The sequence below is a fragment of the Bradyrhizobium murdochi genome (assembly GCF_000472965.1).
Lineage (GTDB): Bacteria > Pseudomonadota > Alphaproteobacteria > Rhizobiales > Xanthobacteraceae > Bradyrhizobium > Bradyrhizobium murdochi.
On record NZ_AXAU01000018.1, the window covers coordinates 128,998 to 144,329 of the forward strand.

At 58.5% G+C, this 15,332-nt stretch carries 13 protein-coding genes; 8 read left to right on the top strand and 5 right to left on the bottom strand.

The window, feature by feature from the left end; all coding sequences use genetic code 11:
- The first annotated feature begins 190 nt into the window (after positions 1-190).
- Genes YUO_RS0128065 through YUO_RS0128075 form a run of 3 tightly spaced genes read left to right on the top strand, consistent with a single transcriptional unit; the run spans position 191 to position 2,678 of the window.
- Positions 191-535, top strand: a complete 345-nt coding sequence (locus YUO_RS0128065; protein WP_028350252.1) for a hypothetical protein — start codon at positions 191-193, stop codon at positions 533-535.
- A 27-nt stretch (positions 536-562) separates the two neighbouring features.
- Positions 563-1,666, top strand: coding sequence for a hypothetical protein (locus YUO_RS0128070; protein ID WP_156908801.1), 1,104 nt, complete (start codon positions 563-565; stop codon positions 1,664-1,666).
- Positions 1,667-1,715: 49 nt separating this feature from the next.
- Entirely contained in the window at positions 1,716-2,678 is a 963-nt protein-coding gene (locus YUO_RS0128075) for a radical SAM protein (protein ID WP_028350254.1), read from the top strand.
- Positions 2,679-2,687: 9 nt separating this feature from the next.
- Here YUO_RS0128075 and YUO_RS0128080 read toward each other — a convergent pair whose 3' ends face one another.
- Entirely contained in the window at positions 2,688-3,965 is a 1,278-nt protein-coding gene (locus YUO_RS0128080) for a DegT/DnrJ/EryC1/StrS family aminotransferase (protein ID WP_035727803.1), read from the bottom strand.
- Positions 3,966-4,076: 111 nt separating this feature from the next.
- Between YUO_RS0128080 and YUO_RS0128085 the strand changes: the two genes are divergently transcribed.
- The 4 genes from YUO_RS0128085 to YUO_RS0128100 all read left to right on the top strand — a co-directional run bounded on the left by YUO_RS0128085 (position 4,077) and on the right by YUO_RS0128100 (position 10,021).
- Entirely contained in the window at positions 4,077-5,030 is a 954-nt protein-coding gene (locus tag YUO_RS0128085) for a radical SAM protein (protein WP_083754743.1), read from the top strand.
- A 23-nt stretch (positions 5,031-5,053) separates the two neighbouring features.
- Entirely contained in the window at positions 5,054-6,145 is a 1,092-nt protein-coding gene (locus YUO_RS0128090) for a hypothetical protein (RefSeq protein WP_156908802.1), read from the top strand.
- Positions 6,142-7,683, top strand: a complete 1,542-nt coding sequence (locus tag YUO_RS0128095) for a PEP/pyruvate-binding domain-containing protein (RefSeq protein WP_028350258.1) — start codon at positions 6,142-6,144, stop codon at positions 7,681-7,683. The genes YUO_RS0128090 and YUO_RS0128095 overlap by 4 nt, the downstream gene beginning before the upstream one ends.
- 667 nt (positions 7,684-8,350) lie before the next feature.
- On the top strand, positions 8,351-10,021 hold the full coding sequence (locus tag YUO_RS0128100; RefSeq protein ID WP_028350259.1) for an esterase/lipase family protein: 1,671 nt from the start codon (positions 8,351-8,353) through the stop codon (positions 10,019-10,021).
- 729 nt (positions 10,022-10,750) lie between these two features.
- On the opposite strand, the gene YUO_RS41935 is transcribed toward YUO_RS0128100, so the two are convergent.
- The 3 genes from YUO_RS41935 to YUO_RS41940 form a co-directional block, all read right to left on the bottom strand.
- Positions 10,751-11,176, bottom strand: a complete 426-nt coding sequence (locus YUO_RS41935; protein WP_156908803.1) for a hypothetical protein — start codon at positions 11,174-11,176, stop codon at positions 10,751-10,753.
- 771 nt (positions 11,177-11,947) lie between these two features.
- Complete coding sequence (locus YUO_RS0128110) at positions 11,948-12,601, bottom strand: helix-turn-helix domain-containing protein (protein WP_028350260.1); 654 nt, start codon at positions 12,599-12,601, stop codon at positions 11,948-11,950.
- 29 nt (positions 12,602-12,630) lie between these two features.
- On the bottom strand, positions 12,631-12,849 hold the full coding sequence (locus YUO_RS41940; RefSeq protein WP_035727807.1) for a helix-turn-helix domain-containing protein: 219 nt from the start codon (positions 12,847-12,849) through the stop codon (positions 12,631-12,633).
- 288 nt (positions 12,850-13,137) lie between these two features.
- Between YUO_RS41940 and YUO_RS0128120 the strand changes: the two genes are divergently transcribed.
- Positions 13,138-13,428, top strand: a complete 291-nt coding sequence (locus YUO_RS0128120) for a hypothetical protein (RefSeq protein WP_156908804.1) — start codon at positions 13,138-13,140, stop codon at positions 13,426-13,428.
- Positions 13,429-13,945: 517 nt separating this feature from the next.
- Here the strand turns inward: YUO_RS0128120 and YUO_RS0128125 are convergent.
- On the bottom strand, positions 13,946-15,310 hold the full coding sequence (locus YUO_RS0128125) for a tyrosine-type recombinase/integrase (protein WP_028350262.1): 1,365 nt from the start codon (positions 15,308-15,310) through the stop codon (positions 13,946-13,948).
- Between the last annotated feature and the right edge of the window lie 22 nt (positions 15,311-15,332).

Sequence of the window (15,332 nt, forward strand, 5' to 3'; positions counted from 1 at the left end):
CATGAGACTGTATCAACCGAGATGGAGACAAGCTAGAGTTGAGGAGCATCCGGCGCCGAGCTCCTCCATGGAGGGTCTGAGCAATTGTAATGATCAAGGGGCGGACCAGCGATTATGGCTTGCGGTCTGGGTGCGGTTTAGCTATTCTAGGTTGTTTCTTAAATTGCTCGGCGACCCTTGGAGATTTGTCATGGGTGAAATATTCCACGCGCTTGAAGTAATGAATAGAACGATGAACCTTGGACTGTCCGGAACAGACATGCTTCGGGCCGAAATGGCCTTCAAGTCGGCATTGGCGAAACAGGGCAATCCTGATCCGTCTCTCAAATTACCGGATGATCCGGTTACTCTCGCGAGTGGCTATGAGCTCAGAGCAACCATCCGCCCGCGTCCCGTGAAGTTGTCGCTGCGTCAGCTGTCGAAGTTTGCCAAGCAGACAGCCATTAATCCCATTCTGAGCGTTGACTCCAAGACGATGCAGCGGATCGACAAGGCAATCAAGGAAGAGGGAGCCGACAAGCAAGACGGCGGCTAGCCCAGAAATCGGAGGCTTGAGTGGGTCATGGCACCGACTGATCCGCCTCCTTTCTCAGCAGCGGCATTAGCTACCAGGCTGCCGGAATTTTTGACGCCGCCATCGCTCCTAACAGAGCGATTACAGATCGCTCGACAGGTGGCCGATCAATCCAGCCGAAAAGACAAGGTGGTGGCTGCCATCGTGGTTGGCTCGACCGCATTCGAGCGATGCTCCGCGACCGCCGACCTCGACCTTATTCTCATCACACCTTCAAGTAACCACAGCACGAGTTTCGAGACCCAAATCGTCTCGAACGTACGCGTTGATGTTGAACGGATTACGTCAGCGGAAGCCTTTGCGAAGACTGGTAGCGACGGCTGGATATGGGAGCTCAGGGAGGCAGCGCGTATCGGATGCGGCGTCCCTGTGTACGATCCGACCGGATTTGCTACACAATTGTCGCGCCGCGCGCTAGCTTTGCGGCCCCGGCCGGCTGAGGTCGAGGCGACATTACGGGACGTCTATTCCGTCCTGGCACGCATCGGCGCGGAGCGGAACGACCTGTCGTGGTGCGAAGACGCTCTTCGCGGCTGTCTCGACAATCTATCCATGCTCGCACTGCTCGCCCAACCGCGGCGCTATCAGAAGGCTAAGTGGGTGCTCGCCGATCTGCTTCATGCCGGACAGGAGCGCCTTGTCGATGCGATGATTAGCGCATATCGCATTGAGTCCGATGCGGAGGCCTCTGCGCGCGCAGCGACCGCGGCCGTCAGAACCTTGGTTGAAACTGTACATCAAGAATGCGGCTTCCCTTCCCATGAGGCGCTTTTGCGCATGGGCTACGCGCCTGCCTTCGCGGAAGCAAGCTATGTTTCGCGAACTTTGGCCGACGCTGAGGACTTAGTGTTAGTGGGGCGCAACACCGAGGCGCAGTATGTCGCGAAATTTGCGGCGCGGTTGGCGATTGGCCAATTGAATTCGCCCACACTGCCCGGCGCCACCATGTCCAGGTTTCGAACGCAAGGACATCCAATCCAGTCGCACTATCGTGCGATATTTCGTTCGGGTGCGGAGGCGGACTTCGAGCGCATTCTGCCCATCGTACTGCAGGAATCGGAGGAGCGGGGTCGATCGATCGGCGTTCCCTGAGCCTGATCTTGCGATGCGTAGTGGCCAGGAGAAAAGAAAGTGAGCAGAGATGGCAACCACATCCATCGTTCGCAACGAGGACCAGTTCTGCGTTTATCGCGCTGTCGAAAGCCAGGGAACAAGGGTTCTCTGGGAACTGACGAGTGCGTGTAATCTGAAGTGCGATTTTTGTCTCGTCGAGATTAAGCGCCGCCATCTTCCATTGGCTCGCGCGCTTGAAATTGCGGACGACTTGATAGCCGTGCGAGTCGATAAGGTTCTGCTCTCCGGCGGCGAACCACTCCTCTATCCGGGGATTGAAAACGTCATTCGCCATTTGGTCGCGCATGATATCCTTGTAAAGCTTCTCACAAATGGCACGGTTGAACATCCTGCGGTATTCCGGCTTATCCGCCAGTCCAACTCAATCGAGGTCTCGCTCAGCATTCCTACCGTAGACGCCGACGAAGCCGACAGAATATTCGTGTCTAAGGGCGCGCTGGCCAAGATCGCAGGCACGATTGAAGCGCTTCCAAAAGCCCGGCTAAACGCAATCTGCGCGGTGAGCCAGCTCAATGTAGGGCGAGTCGGAGAGGTTATTGACTGGGTAGCTGATGCTGGTGTGCCCTGCATCAGCTTGACGGATATCTTCAAGGATCCGACGAGTCCCGGCCGCTTCCGCGACGACTGCCGTGACTTACGGATCGGCCAAGATGAGCGCCGTATGTTGTTTGACTTAATCGGGCGCAAGCGCTCGCAATACCGCGGACGCCTAGCAATACGCACCACGCAGTTCGCCGTGAACAACCACGACGAATGCCTCGCCGGGCGCTCGATCTTCTACGTCGATTCGATGGGCTTAGTGCTACCGTGCACGATCACCGACAACCGCGATTGGCGTAATACCGCCTCGAGAATGCGCGTGAGGAATGCAATCGCGTTCTACCGACAGGCGATTTCTGGCGCGCCGGAATCGTCATGCTCGGCACATCTTGCAAGCTTACCCTTCCAGTTCGGGACAAGCGGCCATTGAGATCGTTCCTTATGCGCTGTTGCGGCGGATGTGATCAAGTAGCTCGCCTCGGCCACGCGAAACCTTTTCGAATGCCTCGACGATCTGACTGATTAAGCGCGGTCGCGGTTCCGTGTAAGGCGGAATGCGCATGGCGCGTCTTGCATAGATTTCCGAGTTGGGAAATGTTCCGGGCGCATAGACGCGTCGACCTGAAATCCGTCCATAAGTTCGACTGCCGTCATCTTTCACCTGAAACAGGGTCTCGAGATGAAGCGGTAGAGACGTCGATTCTTCGACAGGAGCCCCCTCCGCGCGTAGCGCTTTGATGAAGAGCTTCCGGTCAAGCCCGTCAAGTGGCTCCTCATCGTAGAGCGGTTTGTAATTGTAGTAGGAATGACGTGTCGCGAACGCCTTGTGGGCAGGAGGCGATACGCCAGGGATCCCGGCAAGCCCTTTCGTAAGGTCGCCGAGGTTTGCGTTGCGACCTTCGATGTACTTGTCGAGTTCCTCGAATTGACGGCGCGCAAGGGCCGCCGCGAGGGGGTGCATTCGATAGTTCAGGCCATAACCCGTTGCGGCAAACGGCCGGTAAGAGTCGCTCGTCACATCCTCGAAGGCCCGCATCCGGAAATGGCCCAGCAGGACCGCTCGCTCGAAGATTTCGCGGTCGGACGTCAGAAGTATCCCCCCCTGCCCAGCCGCCACCAGTTTGCTGCCCTGGAGGCTAAATATTGAGACATCACCAAGACCGCCAACCTCGGCGCCATTCCAGGTTGCGCCGTGAGCGTGACTGCAGTCTTCTACGACCTTTAGGTCTCGTCTGCGAGCGATATCGATGATCGGGCCCATATCACACACATGGCCATTGAGGTGGACAACTACGATAGCTTTGGTCCGCGGGGTGATCGCCGCCTCGATGTTGCTGGGATCGATGTTTCCGGTATCCGGCTCGCAATCGACTAGAACGGGAAGCGCGTTGACGACAAATAGCGGCATCACTGTGGATAGGAACGTGAATGTAGGACAGATCACCTCGTCGCCGGTCTCCAGTCCGAGGCCGAAGAAGGCCGAATGAAGCGCTGCCGTGCCCGAGCTGCAGGTGAGCGCAAAGGGTACACCGATTCGGCTAGAGAATTCTGCTTCCAAGGCAGCAACCTCGCCCTCGCGCCCGTAGTACGAGATCTCGCCGCGCACCAGTAACTTGGTGACGACGCTGACATCCTGTGGGGTGATCGGCGGCCATTCGAAATTCGTCGGTTCAGTCACGACGGGCACGCCGCCGAGTAGTGCCAACTTGCTGCCCATGCCCTTCTCCACGACCCCGCAGCTCGATCATTGCGCCCCGGTATCTTGTCACTTATAGTACTGAGCTCGCTTCGATGACACAACTGACAGTTGCGAAAACGAGGGCCTCTGATGGAACGGGCTACTTCGATCCTTCGAACCGAGGATCAGATATGCTGTTACCGCTCGATCACGAGTTCTGGGGTTCGTGTCCTCTGGGAAATTACTAGTTCCTGTAACTTGCGGTGTGATTTCTGCCTGGTCGAGATGAAACGCAGCCAAGTTTCGCTAGATCAGGCCCTTCGGATCGCGGACTCACTCGTCGCGCGCCGAGTATCCAAGGTGCTCGTCTCAGGAGGCGAGCCTTTGGTTTTCAAGGGAATCGACCAAGTGATGCAGCGCCTGCTCGACGGTGGCGTGCTCGTCAAGCTGCTGACAAATGGTACCGTGACAAACGAGACCGTGTTTCGGATGATCGAGACCGATCGAAGCCTCGAAGTCTCACTGAGCATTCTTTCCGTCCGGCCGGAGAAGGCCGATAGGATTTTCGGCCGCGCGGGCGCTTGGACCAAGCTCTGCCACACAATTGATCGGCTCCCGCCCGCGCAGATCAACGTCATCACAGCCGTCAGCATCGAAAACTATGACGAGATAGAAGAGATCCTCGAGTGGGTTGCCGCGCGCGGAATTCCGGGAATTAGCATTATAAACGTCTTCAAAGATCCGTCATCACCTGGACGGTTCCGCGAGGACTGCCGCGACTTCCGGATTGAGAGAGACCACCACTCACAGCTATTCGAGCGAATCGATGCGGCCCGCACCCGCTACGCCGGGCGGTTGGTAATCAGAACCACGCAGTTTCGCGGTTGCGGTGGCGAGGTATGCGGCGCAGGCCGCTCCGTCCTTTACATCGATGCTCTAGGCCGGGTTTTGCCCTGCACCCTGACGGAAAACCATGTCTGGCGTCAACGGGCCGCGGGTTTAGACGCAGGAGCCGCGATGGATCTCTACGCGCAAGAACTGGAGACGCTACCTTTATCGAGCTGCACTACCCTATTGCGATCCCAATCAAATACGTTGTCATGAGTAGACTGAAGCCGGCGGGTCCTGTGACTGCGGTAGAAGGCTGCCCCCTCGACCGCTATCTAACTCTCCACCTTTCTCCCGTGACGATTGAGGGAGAAATCCTGCGCTTCGATCTTTCCAATTATCTTAGCGGGGTAACTAGAGAGATGCTGCAGATGCGGCTGCGCAAGACTGCGCAAGCGCTTGATGCCGGACCCGAACTTATCCCAGCGAATGTCACTTCAGACGGCACCGAACTGCTCGTCGACGCTGCAGCCCTTTTGATGACAAACGCTCGAGTCCGCGCGCGGCTGCAGGAAGGGCCGGATGGCGGGCTGGGATATCTGCGGCGGATGATCGCTGCCCGCCAGAGGCTCGACGCTGCTGCAGCGAAATTCGCGCGTCAGTTAAGCGGATCACGACTACCGACCCATGCCAACCTGCTTGAATATCTGGACGCTTCGTCAGTTGACCAAGCGCTAGGGTCTCTGAAATTTTGCCTTCCCGCGGACATTCGAACGCGCCTGGCGAGCTGGTTTTCGGAGGAGGGCCTGCTCAACGCGTTGCTCTCACCTGATCTGCCCTCGATGTGGTTGAAGCTCCATCGGAGGGAACTGTCCCTTGCCTTACTCAGGCTGCGTGCTCCTGCCGAGACTTACCACCGCCGACTGCGGGCTTACCAGCGCGACTTTGGCTACCTTTTGGCTGAGGATGTCGATTTCGAACTCCATGAGAGTTTTGAGGCGATTGATCGGAGGCTCGCGGGGCTTGGCGGAGGGCAAGCGGCACTAGAGTCGGCGCAGCGACATGTTCGGTCGGCGCTTGCCCTTGATCAGGCTCGCAAGGCTCATGCACGCCAGATTTTCGCTGAGAAACTTAAGGCGGCGACCGCAGGCGAGGACACTGCTTGGCTTGTCTCGCTTGTGCTGCTCTTACGGGCTGTAGGGCAGCACGAAGACCAGAACAGGCAGGGCAAAATGCGGTTGCTACGCGACCTGCGGGATGCAGCCCGGCGAGCTGGCCTGGAGATTGCGCACATTCGGTTGTCCGATCTCGCCGCCGCGCTAACGGAGGCGGACCGGTCCGACGATCCAATTGACAGACTGCGCAGAACCCAGCGTAAAGGCACGCAATGACCGAGCTAAACCACCTTGTTCGTCTTGAGGATTGCGCTGACGAACCGATCCGGCGGGTCGGACACAAGGCGGCTTTGCTTGGATGGGCTCAAAAAGAGGGACTTCAAACCGCTGGTGGCTGGGTGCTGCCAGCGGATTTGTTCTGGGCGGCGATGCAGGCGGCGAAAGTCGCTAGCCAAGTCCGCTATTTAGAGGAAAACGCTTTGCGGCTGGATCCACAGCACACTCGCCAGCTCGCCGGCGCAATTCGCGGAGCGCTTGCCGGCGACGTCTTAGAAGAGTTCGCCCGTATCGACGCTGCAGCGGCCCACGATCGTCTTGATACCCCGCGACTCGTCTGCCGATCGTCAGCTGCGATGGAGGACGGGCGCGTTGCAGCATTTCCCGGCGTCTTCGCCAGTTCTCTGGATCTTACTTCCCCCCGGTCCCTTGCCAAGGCAATAGTGGACTGTTGGAGATCTGTGTTTTCGCCGGTTGCCATCGACTACCTGCTCCGGATGCGAGCGGAGCCGGTCGATTTCTCGATTGCGATCCTGATCCAGCGCCAGATTGCAGCCACTTGGTACGGTCTATACGTCAGCGCGGATCCGATAACCGGCGTACCGCTACCGCGTGCCGAGCTTACGGACGTAGCCCCGGATGCGCTGGTAGGTGGCAAGTCTGCAACTCTCCAGGCGCGCTACGAAGCCGGGTGCTGGTCCGGCGCCGAGGCAGCCGACGGAGTCGACGATGCGCTGGAGATTTTGCGGCGTTGGTCCACAAAGCTGGAAGAGCGGCTCCACTCGGAGGTCGACATCGAATTCGCTATACCGACGCAGGGCAGTCCTTTGCTCCTGCAGTGCCGTCCATTGACAGGAAAAACGCCAGCGCGGGATCTGGATGTCCAGCGAGGTGCGGGCCAGAACCGCATTTTTGGGCGGCCCTGCGCGGGTGGAAATGTGATAGGATTTGCCATTGACGGTCCACTTCCAACAGGAAAGGCCAGAAAGCGCATCGCTGTCATAGATCGAATCGGAGCAGACTCCTACGATCTCGTCTTCGGCTATGACGGCGTGATCGTTGAGCAAGATGTATCGCCGCTCAGCCATGTTGCAATTCTATGCCGCGAGGTGGGTGTGCCGCTGATCAGCGGAATCGCAGATGCGCGTGCATTGCTGAAAGGACGGTGGGTCGCAGTTGACGGGGCAGGAGGTTACGTTGAAATGGTGGCGCGACCTGTGCCGGATATTTCGGTAGCTTCGCTTGATATCGCGGTCGAGCCGACCTTGACGACTCTTGAACTCCTCCTTCGCGTACTTGCGGAGGCCCGGCCGGGGCAGGATATCGCCGCGGAGCGGGATCGGATTGCTCGAGTTTACTCTCGGGCACTCGGAGGGCGCGGGCTCCATCTCACGGAAGCATATGCGTCTGACAGCGAGTATGACCGGCTCGACCGGATCGGCGCAGAGCTGTTCGGCGCGGAATTCTCGTCCCAAGCTACATTGGCTACCTGGAACCAGTCGATCAGCCTTCGTTTGGCACCGCCGGGGAATGTTTGATCCGGTCCCCTTGGCTCTACCGAAAGCTTTGCGGAAAGTCGTTCAGCTATCCGCTTAATTGATGTGTAGCTGAGGGGAACGGCGGACGGCGGCAACGGATCAAGCGCTCGAGTCCTTCTGAGTATGCCGGCCTGTACGACCCGAGCGCGCCCCGAAAGTTCGCCAGCCGCAACGGGGCATTTCTGACCTGACAGCCCTGTCAACCTGACAAGGTTGGGTGTCAACCATGTCAACCGTGTCAACCCAGAATCTGACGTCTGCGGCTGGAGGATTTTCGGGGCACGCTTGGGCCGTGAGGGGGTGGGGCCCGAGAAGGACCCGCGATCTCGGCGCTCGAACGTGCGTTGCCGCCGAGGCGTTGATCGGGAGTCGGCTTGCAACTAAGAGCAGACGCACTGCGCTTGACGCCCTTCGTCCGCCAGAGGCCCAGGAGCAGACACTTAAGCATCCATTTGGAACGACCGCAGTTGGCCGAAAGCGGCCCGACTGCTTTTGGGGCGAGCCATGCGTGTAAACGGACGTCGCGCTCGCGGCCGGTTGCGACCCTAAGCCGACTTCGGCGCGGTCTCACCCAAGCGCGGTTGGAACAACGCGGGTGTTGCGTTTGCCAGTCCCTGTTGAGATCATCCTCGCAAAGAGCCGGAAAAGTTCCGCTAGAGGTGACAGAATGGGCGAGGATGTCACGCTGGACCTGCTGACCAAGGCGAGAGGAAGAACGCATTGCGACATCGTCTTTGTCCACGGCCTGCAAATCACCCCATCGGGCAATCAGACGTTAAGCGAACGGGCCAAAGGTAATTGGAGACACGGCGACAATCCGGCGACTGTGTCTTGGGCAGACTGGGTGACCGAGGATCATCCCGAGGCTGCCGTTTGGGTGCTCGGATACGAAGCGAACGCATCCGAATGGTTTGGCGCATCGATGCCAATCGAGCGACGTGCCACAAGCTTGCTCGAGCGCCTTTGGGCCGCCGACGTGGGTAACCGGCCACTTGCCCTAATTGCACACAGCATGGGCGGACTCCTTGTAAAGGAGATGCTGCATATCGCCGATACGCATGGCGTCGAAAGGTACAAGCAATTCGGCAGGGCCGCTCGGCTGATCGTGTTTCTCGCGACGCCCCACCAGGGCTCCTACGTCCCCAACTACCTGTCAGCGTTGGGCGGCATCGCGAAAGCGCTCCTCAGAATCTCGAAACCGGTTGAGAATATGAGCAGCTCGGAGGCTCATCTAGCCGGGCTAAATCACTGGTTCAACGCATTCCTCGCCAAAAACGGCCCAACGGTCGTTTCGTTTGCCGAGGAGCTGCCGCTTTCCGGTCTGCTCATCGTACCGCCCGCGAGCGTCGAGCTCGGGTACCCAGGCCATAAGCCCGTTCACATCCTCGTTAACCACGTCGATATCACCCGACCGCAACACAGGGAGCACTTAGCGGCACCCTCGGTCCGCAAGCACCTCGCCGCCTTCGTGGAGGCGAGCCGCCCTTTGCCTCTTCAGGCTCCCGAGCCGGACGGGGCCCCTTCGCTGACCTTCCGGACCGCGACGGACATCAATGAGTCTGCCGTCCCTGGTCTGCTGTCATCCAACGTGCGTGGTCCAATAGCCTATCACCTCACCTGGATGGAAATGATCCGAGTGCTGGAAGAGCGGGATGCTAATTTCATGGCATTCATGTCACAAAACCCGCACTTCATGGAGCTTCCTGACCTGACTCAGCGGGAACGGTGGGCCGCCGCGGAGCACGCGAGCCTGGCTGCGCGCATCTGGCGTATCAGAACGCGCATGGCCGCGACAGAAGAGGGACTTGACCGGTTGATCCACCGCCTTCGTTCGCTCGGTGCATCCTTGGAGGAGTCGACCGCAGCGCTCCGGACGTTCGGTCGGTTCGCGGCTCTCCGCTTGGTAAGTCCATTGAAGGAGAATCTCGACTTCAGAGATGGAGCGCCTGTGCCTTGGCTCCTCAATTGGAAACTTAATGAGGTTCCCAATATGAGTCCGGTCGACCTTGTTCCAATGGCTAGTGATACGGGAAAGCGAGTACTTGGCTCCCGCTACTTGGTCCTCGCTCGCGTTGGCCGGACCGAGCGCCGCTACGAATACGTCGTCATGCCCTTCAGGATCGCCGTTGACCTCCACCAGAATGGCACCGAGGGACGGGAAAGTATCTTCTACGAGTGGGTACTTCCACAGCTCGCATATCAGACCCACTTCGACTTCGACGAGATCGGACCAAATGATTGGAATGTCTTTGTTCTTCTCGGCAACGACAACCGCGAGTGGTATTACCCATCGCAAGGGAATCCCTGGCCGTCGGTGAGCACGACCCCAGATGTTTGACGTAATGTCGGTTTGCATTTTCGCGCGGGTGAAAACGTGCGCTATAGGCCCGTCCGGTTATGAGCTCTGACCGACCAAATCGTCTCGCGACACAACTTCAGCTTTCCACGCTGAATAAGCATTGGCGCCTATCCCGGCATGTCTGCTTCCAGACGTCGGTCGCGCGGCTTCTAACGCCCGACATGGCCGCAAAGCCTTCATTCTGATCCGTCCGGCGAAGGTCGCCTCTGGGTCGATTGTATTGAAAAAGTCGAAAATGCCGCGTCAGGAAAACTTCCGCAAAAGCGAGCTTATGGCCGACTTCGGCTGGCGATGCTCTCTCAGAGTGTGTGGCAAGGCGGCTGAATGAATCCGCTCAAGTCGAAGCGGTCCCCCCGCGTCCCAAAACGCAAAGCGCACCAGCGGGTCTTAGAAATTTCGTCTCAACCCTGGAGAGGACTTTTTCAACAGAACCGGTCAAAAGCTGCCATCGCCTCTGCGCCCGCTTTTGGTCCGGTCACTGTTGAAGGGCTGGCAAATTTACTGCCCGCTCCCGAACACGCGTTCGGTGTGTTCGGTAAGTTCGGTCAGATTTTGCAATTTTCGCTAGCGGAAGTATGCGGCGCGCTTGGGCCGTACGGGGGAGTGGGCCAGGAAGAACCCGTCGCGGGCAAGCGCCGAAAGCGCGCCGCAACATCATCTCAAGATCGGCGGACAATGACAGCGATCCTAGTAGTTTCGTAGTTACATCTACCCGTGGAGCAAAGCCGATCGGAATTTGGGAGTACGTTTTATGCCGATGAACGCATTTAGGCCTTTCTCTTGGATCGGGAATCCAAGGTTCAGGGCTGCAGCGATGAAAGCGCCATTCGAAATGTAGACCTGATATTTTCGCTCCGGGTACTCCTTAAGTCCATAACTTTTGCTACCGCCTTCGACGGACAGTGATTTCATCCGATCAAATTGCGATAACCACGCGTGCGCCGCCCAGAACCCGTCGGCTTGGCCCTTCAGGTCCTCTCGGCGGTCTGCGAAGGTCGCATCTTTCAGATTCATGAAGCCATCTGCGGTCAGCCGGGGATACCGATCCATAACCGCTTCGAGACATCGATGCATAACGGTTTCGATCGTCTGCTTCGAAAACAAGCTCTCGCGCTCGCCGTTAGTTTTGCTCATTTCCGTTCTCATTAGCTGGTTCCCAAGCTCGATGCGCAGAGCGCCGCTGGGGTTTGGTTTGATCCTATGGTGCCAAGCGCGGATCATGATCAAGGCTGATCAAAAACCGTCCCTGCGACGCAGTACACAAAGCGCTTCCGGCTATCCAGTTTGAAGTACTTGCGCGTTAAGGGAATTCCCCAAAGAAATGACCGGGAGTGATGCGGCGCCCCTAAATGTACGAAACAATGTCCGCTCTAAACTCGCTCGTTAGCGTCGCCCAATCAGCTGCGACGTGTCGGGCCGGCTAACTAGCCCCGGATCGTTGAACGAACAGGCGGCCATGCCTGCGCTTTTGGGATATGATCTAAGAGTGGAAGTGGCCCGTCGGGTAGGCGGGGAAGCCGAAGGGGGACGGCACAATACAGCAAGATTTCCTGTTTGCGCGGGCAGATCTGCGAACTTTTCGCCACACTGCCCCCGTTGGTCCCGGTTGCATATTCGGCGAGTTCGGACGTCCCGGCTTCTACGCGAACGACACGAGGGCCGTTCGCGCAGCAATTGATGGACAACTTACTAAGCGCCGGAAAGATGGACTCATTAGAGGTACCCAATCAAGACATCCACAATTGCGATCTACAGCCGCAGATGCGCGAAACTGCTATGGTAATCTCGCATGGGACCAGGATGTAGTTCGGTTCAAGAATTTTAAACCGAACTTCGTGAGCGGAAAGGTGGTGCGGCAATCCACCTCCTCTATCAGCTGGGAAAGTCAAAACCCTCTTCATCCTCTCACCTCTCGCGAAGACCTCGTTGTGCGGCAGTTAGGCGAGCCGCAGCAATATCGGCAGGCGTTAAACGTCCATCTCGCTCCTTCCTGCAAAGATTATCGACCGCTCTCGGCTCGACCTCGTTCAGCGTCTCCAGCACGCTGACCATCTTGTCCCCATACCGTCTGACGATCTCCATTTCGTATCGGCCTCGATCGTTAAACCGCACCCCCTGCTTTCCCTCGCCGAGCCGGCCTGAGAAGGTTCTAGGATATTTATTTAAGTAGGATTGGCGGACATTCTTGTCCCCTTCCAAGGAACAGTCTTGTCCTCCTTCGGCGACGATTTTGTCCGTCTCCTTCGCCTTACCTTTCCTAAGTGACGGCTTTCGCCCGGTAGGCCAACTCATGCGATAGTGATTGGACCGTTCTCTTTTCCGATCGACCTCGAGCCATCCCATTCTTTCAAGCTGGCCCACGGCCCGCTGAACGGATTTGCTAGACAGACAAATCTGTTCGGCCAATCGGGAGAGAGATGGCCAGGCAAACCCAGCCACCCGGTTGTGATGATCAGCGATGAGGTAGGCAACTCGAAATGCCGTGGAATTGACTTCGCATTCAAGACTGATGGCATTGAGCCACTGCATCTTTTCGCGGTTAGACTCTTTCGCATCCATGGGAACGTCCCCCTAGATACTCGCCTCCATCACATGACCCCCGCCGCGTTACACTTCCGGAACAGTTCCACGATTTCGTCCACCGCGGCTGCGGGCACCCGCGTCGATCGTCCGATCTTGATGACTTCGAGATGCTTGTTCCGGATCAGTTGATAGATAGAACTGCGGCTCATCCGCAGCGCGGAGGCTGTCTCCGGGATGGTGAGAAGACGGGCAGTAACCCTAGCGTTGTTGTCGTTCTTGGACATTTTCAGCTCCTTTTCGAGTCTTCGGCCGTTTGCCGAAGTGCGTGGAGCTGTGCCCAACTTTGCAGGTGATCGCTGCGTGAAAATAAATCTCCTCTAACCGCCTGAAGCTGTAGGCTAATTCCTTGCGACTGCCAGCCCGCGACGGCTCGCATGTCGGAGAAACCGTTTTATTAGCTTCGGATCGGCGGGTCTGGTGGTTGCCGGGACCTGATCGATCCGCTTGCAAATGCCGGCAAGCACATCGCTCCAACCAAGCCGATGCAACTCCAAGTTCGCAAATAGGGCCGCTTGGCTGCCGAATGGTGCTCGCAAAAGAACGGCAAGCGCCAACTGGGACCAATAAAGCCAGTCGTCATGCTCTCGGTATCGTTTACTGCGGGCGAGAAGGATTCGAGCTGTTTTCTGCATATCGTGGTAGCGCCGGTCGAAATCGTCATCCGCAATCCGGCAGGCGCCCTGCCAAGCCACATAACCATGTCCGAGTTCTTCAACCTGGAAACGTGGTTCGAGCTGGAGCATAACGAACGCAAGGCGACCGGCGTCAACGTAGGAGCATTTGAGATGGTCCCTGAGGGTTAGCCACAAGGCGCTTTCGAATCGCTTATTGTGGCGGCTGATTGGCGTAAGCCCAGGCGGACGCCCTCGTCCTTTCCGAGTGCGGATGAGTTCCTCCCGGCGCCGAGCGTCGCGGGCTTCTTTACTGACCAAGACGATTCGATCCCCAAACGAATCACGCTTTCACTGAGCGTGCCTTCGCTTACAGGGAACAGTTGTGGAAAAGCTACGGGAAAATGGGGGTTGTCTCAGCCCAGGCTTTTAGTTCTCGCTGCCGAGAAGGAAATGACATTGCCTTGGCTAGGATCGCACCAGTTGGCCCAGGCCTCCATCATCTCTCGCCGCTTCTCGAGCGCATCGCTGCGGCGATACGCTTGCTCAGACTTTCCGCTACGCCTCGAACCACTGGGACGGGCCCGTGCGGTTCCTCGACGACGGCCGCGTCGCGGCTCCTGTGTTTGTGTGGCCGCGAACCGATTTACGTACCAATGGTTGTTGCCGTGACACCCACTGTTCGAGGAGGTTTGAGGAGCTTGCGGGACTATCCGGTTCGATCCGCCAACTTCACCACGTTCGCGGTCTCGCCATCCGGCACAAGCGGCACGACGGCGCGGGCTGCCAGATCATCCAAGCCGTCCACGATCCACTTCCCATAGTGCCGTTCAATCATCTGGACGGATGTGTCATGCAGCGCCGCCACCAGTCGAATCGGCAAGTTCGCTCGGATGCCGCGCACGATGCTGGAGTGGCGTAGCGCGTAGGGGATCACTTCAGGCATGCCGGCGCGCTGCCGGATCGCACTCCATGGACGAACGATCTCGCTCGCGCTTTGCCACGCGCCACGCCCGTCGCGGTGCCACTCGATCGAGCCCGGACGCTGTTTGTGCCGCCACCGCTCCAGCAGCAGTGCGGCGTTCCGCCGTCCAGTCACCGCCGGCACTAAGGCGTCAAGCACATCCGTGCCAACCGGAACGGCTGTTGCGCCGCTCTTGCCCTTACCCTTCCGGCTGACAGGCACCATAAGCCTGCTCTGTGCGCGTTGAACGTCGCCGACGCGCATCCGGACTACCTGGCTGAATCTCGCTCCGGTTGCGGCGAGCACCACGATGAGGCGAAACAGGTCGCCTTCCCACTGTTCCTCTACGTCGATCTCTTGCACTGCACGAAGCAGGTGGGCAACTTGTCCATCGGTCAGCACCTGATTTTCACGCGCTATCGGAATATCCTCGTCGTCGTCGGCTTTCACAGCCTTGAGGCCATGTTTCACCACAGTCGCAAATTGTGCGTCGAGGCGTTTCCGATTGGCTGCGTGGGCCGCGTTGAGCGCAGCGCGCAGATCGTTGATGAGTCGTTGCTTGGTCGTCTCTTTCAACTCTGCCGGCAGATTGGTGCGCCACGTCAGCAGATCGCTTTCCTTCAACGCATGTAGCGCCACGTCAGCCAGCCGTGCTGCCGGGACGACTTCCTGCTTTCCTCTGGCTTTCTGCCCGATGACATAGCGCGGCAGGCGGTGGCCTGCATCCGACCGCACTGTGCGCCCGGCGCGCCTGCTATGACGGGCGTTGCGAGCCGCAATGTAGGTCTCGACGGCCGATCGGACTGTCAGAAGGGGCCCGTCTGCCTTGGCTTTCGCTTCCGCGCGGGCTGCCTCGACCGCCGCGCGCGCAGCACGGATGGCGGCATTGTAGTCCAGCGTCCCGGCCCCAATCGCATCGTCCGCCGTGCCGATCGGCGCTTGGCGGTACCCCGCGCCATTCCGCCAGCGTACCAGCCAACCGCCGCCGCGCTTGCCCTTGCGGTAGCCGAGGTGGATCTCCGGGTCGATGCCACGCCAGTGTAGGCCGGCAGGCAAGCGAGCCCTGGCATTGCGTGTGGTGATCGGCGCTTCCTTAAGGGTTTTCGCCAAAGCCGTTGCTCCCAGATCGTCA

Excerpts from the sequence above, each read along its gene's own strand:
- YUO_RS0128065 (WP_028350252.1), top strand. The coding sequence starts at position 191 with ATGGGTGAAATATTCCACGCGCTTGAAGTAATGAATAGAACGATGAAC.
- YUO_RS0128070 (WP_156908801.1), top strand. The coding sequence starts at position 563 with ATGGCACCGACTGATCCGCCTCCTTTCTCAGCAGCGGCATTAGCTACC.
- YUO_RS0128075 (WP_028350254.1), top strand. The coding sequence starts at position 1,716 with ATGGCAACCACATCCATCGTTCGCAACGAGGACCAGTTCTGCGTTTAT.
- YUO_RS0128080 (WP_035727803.1), bottom strand. The coding sequence starts at position 3,965 with ATGGGCAGCAAGTTGGCACTACTCGGCGGCGTGCCCGTCGTGACTGAA.
- YUO_RS0128085 (WP_083754743.1), top strand. The coding sequence starts at position 4,077 with ATGGAACGGGCTACTTCGATCCTTCGAACCGAGGATCAGATATGCTGT.
- YUO_RS0128095 (WP_028350258.1), top strand. The coding sequence starts at position 6,142 with ATGACCGAGCTAAACCACCTTGTTCGTCTTGAGGATTGCGCTGACGAA.
- YUO_RS0128100 (WP_028350259.1), top strand. The coding sequence starts at position 8,351 with ATGGGCGAGGATGTCACGCTGGACCTGCTGACCAAGGCGAGAGGAAGA.
- YUO_RS41935 (WP_156908803.1), bottom strand. The coding sequence starts at position 11,176 with ATGAGCAAAACTAACGGCGAGCGCGAGAGCTTGTTTTCGAAGCAGACG.
- YUO_RS0128110 (WP_028350260.1), bottom strand. The coding sequence starts at position 12,601 with ATGGATGCGAAAGAGTCTAACCGCGAAAAGATGCAGTGGCTCAATGCC.
- YUO_RS41940 (WP_035727807.1), bottom strand. The coding sequence starts at position 12,849 with ATGTCCAAGAACGACAACAACGCTAGGGTTACTGCCCGTCTTCTCACC.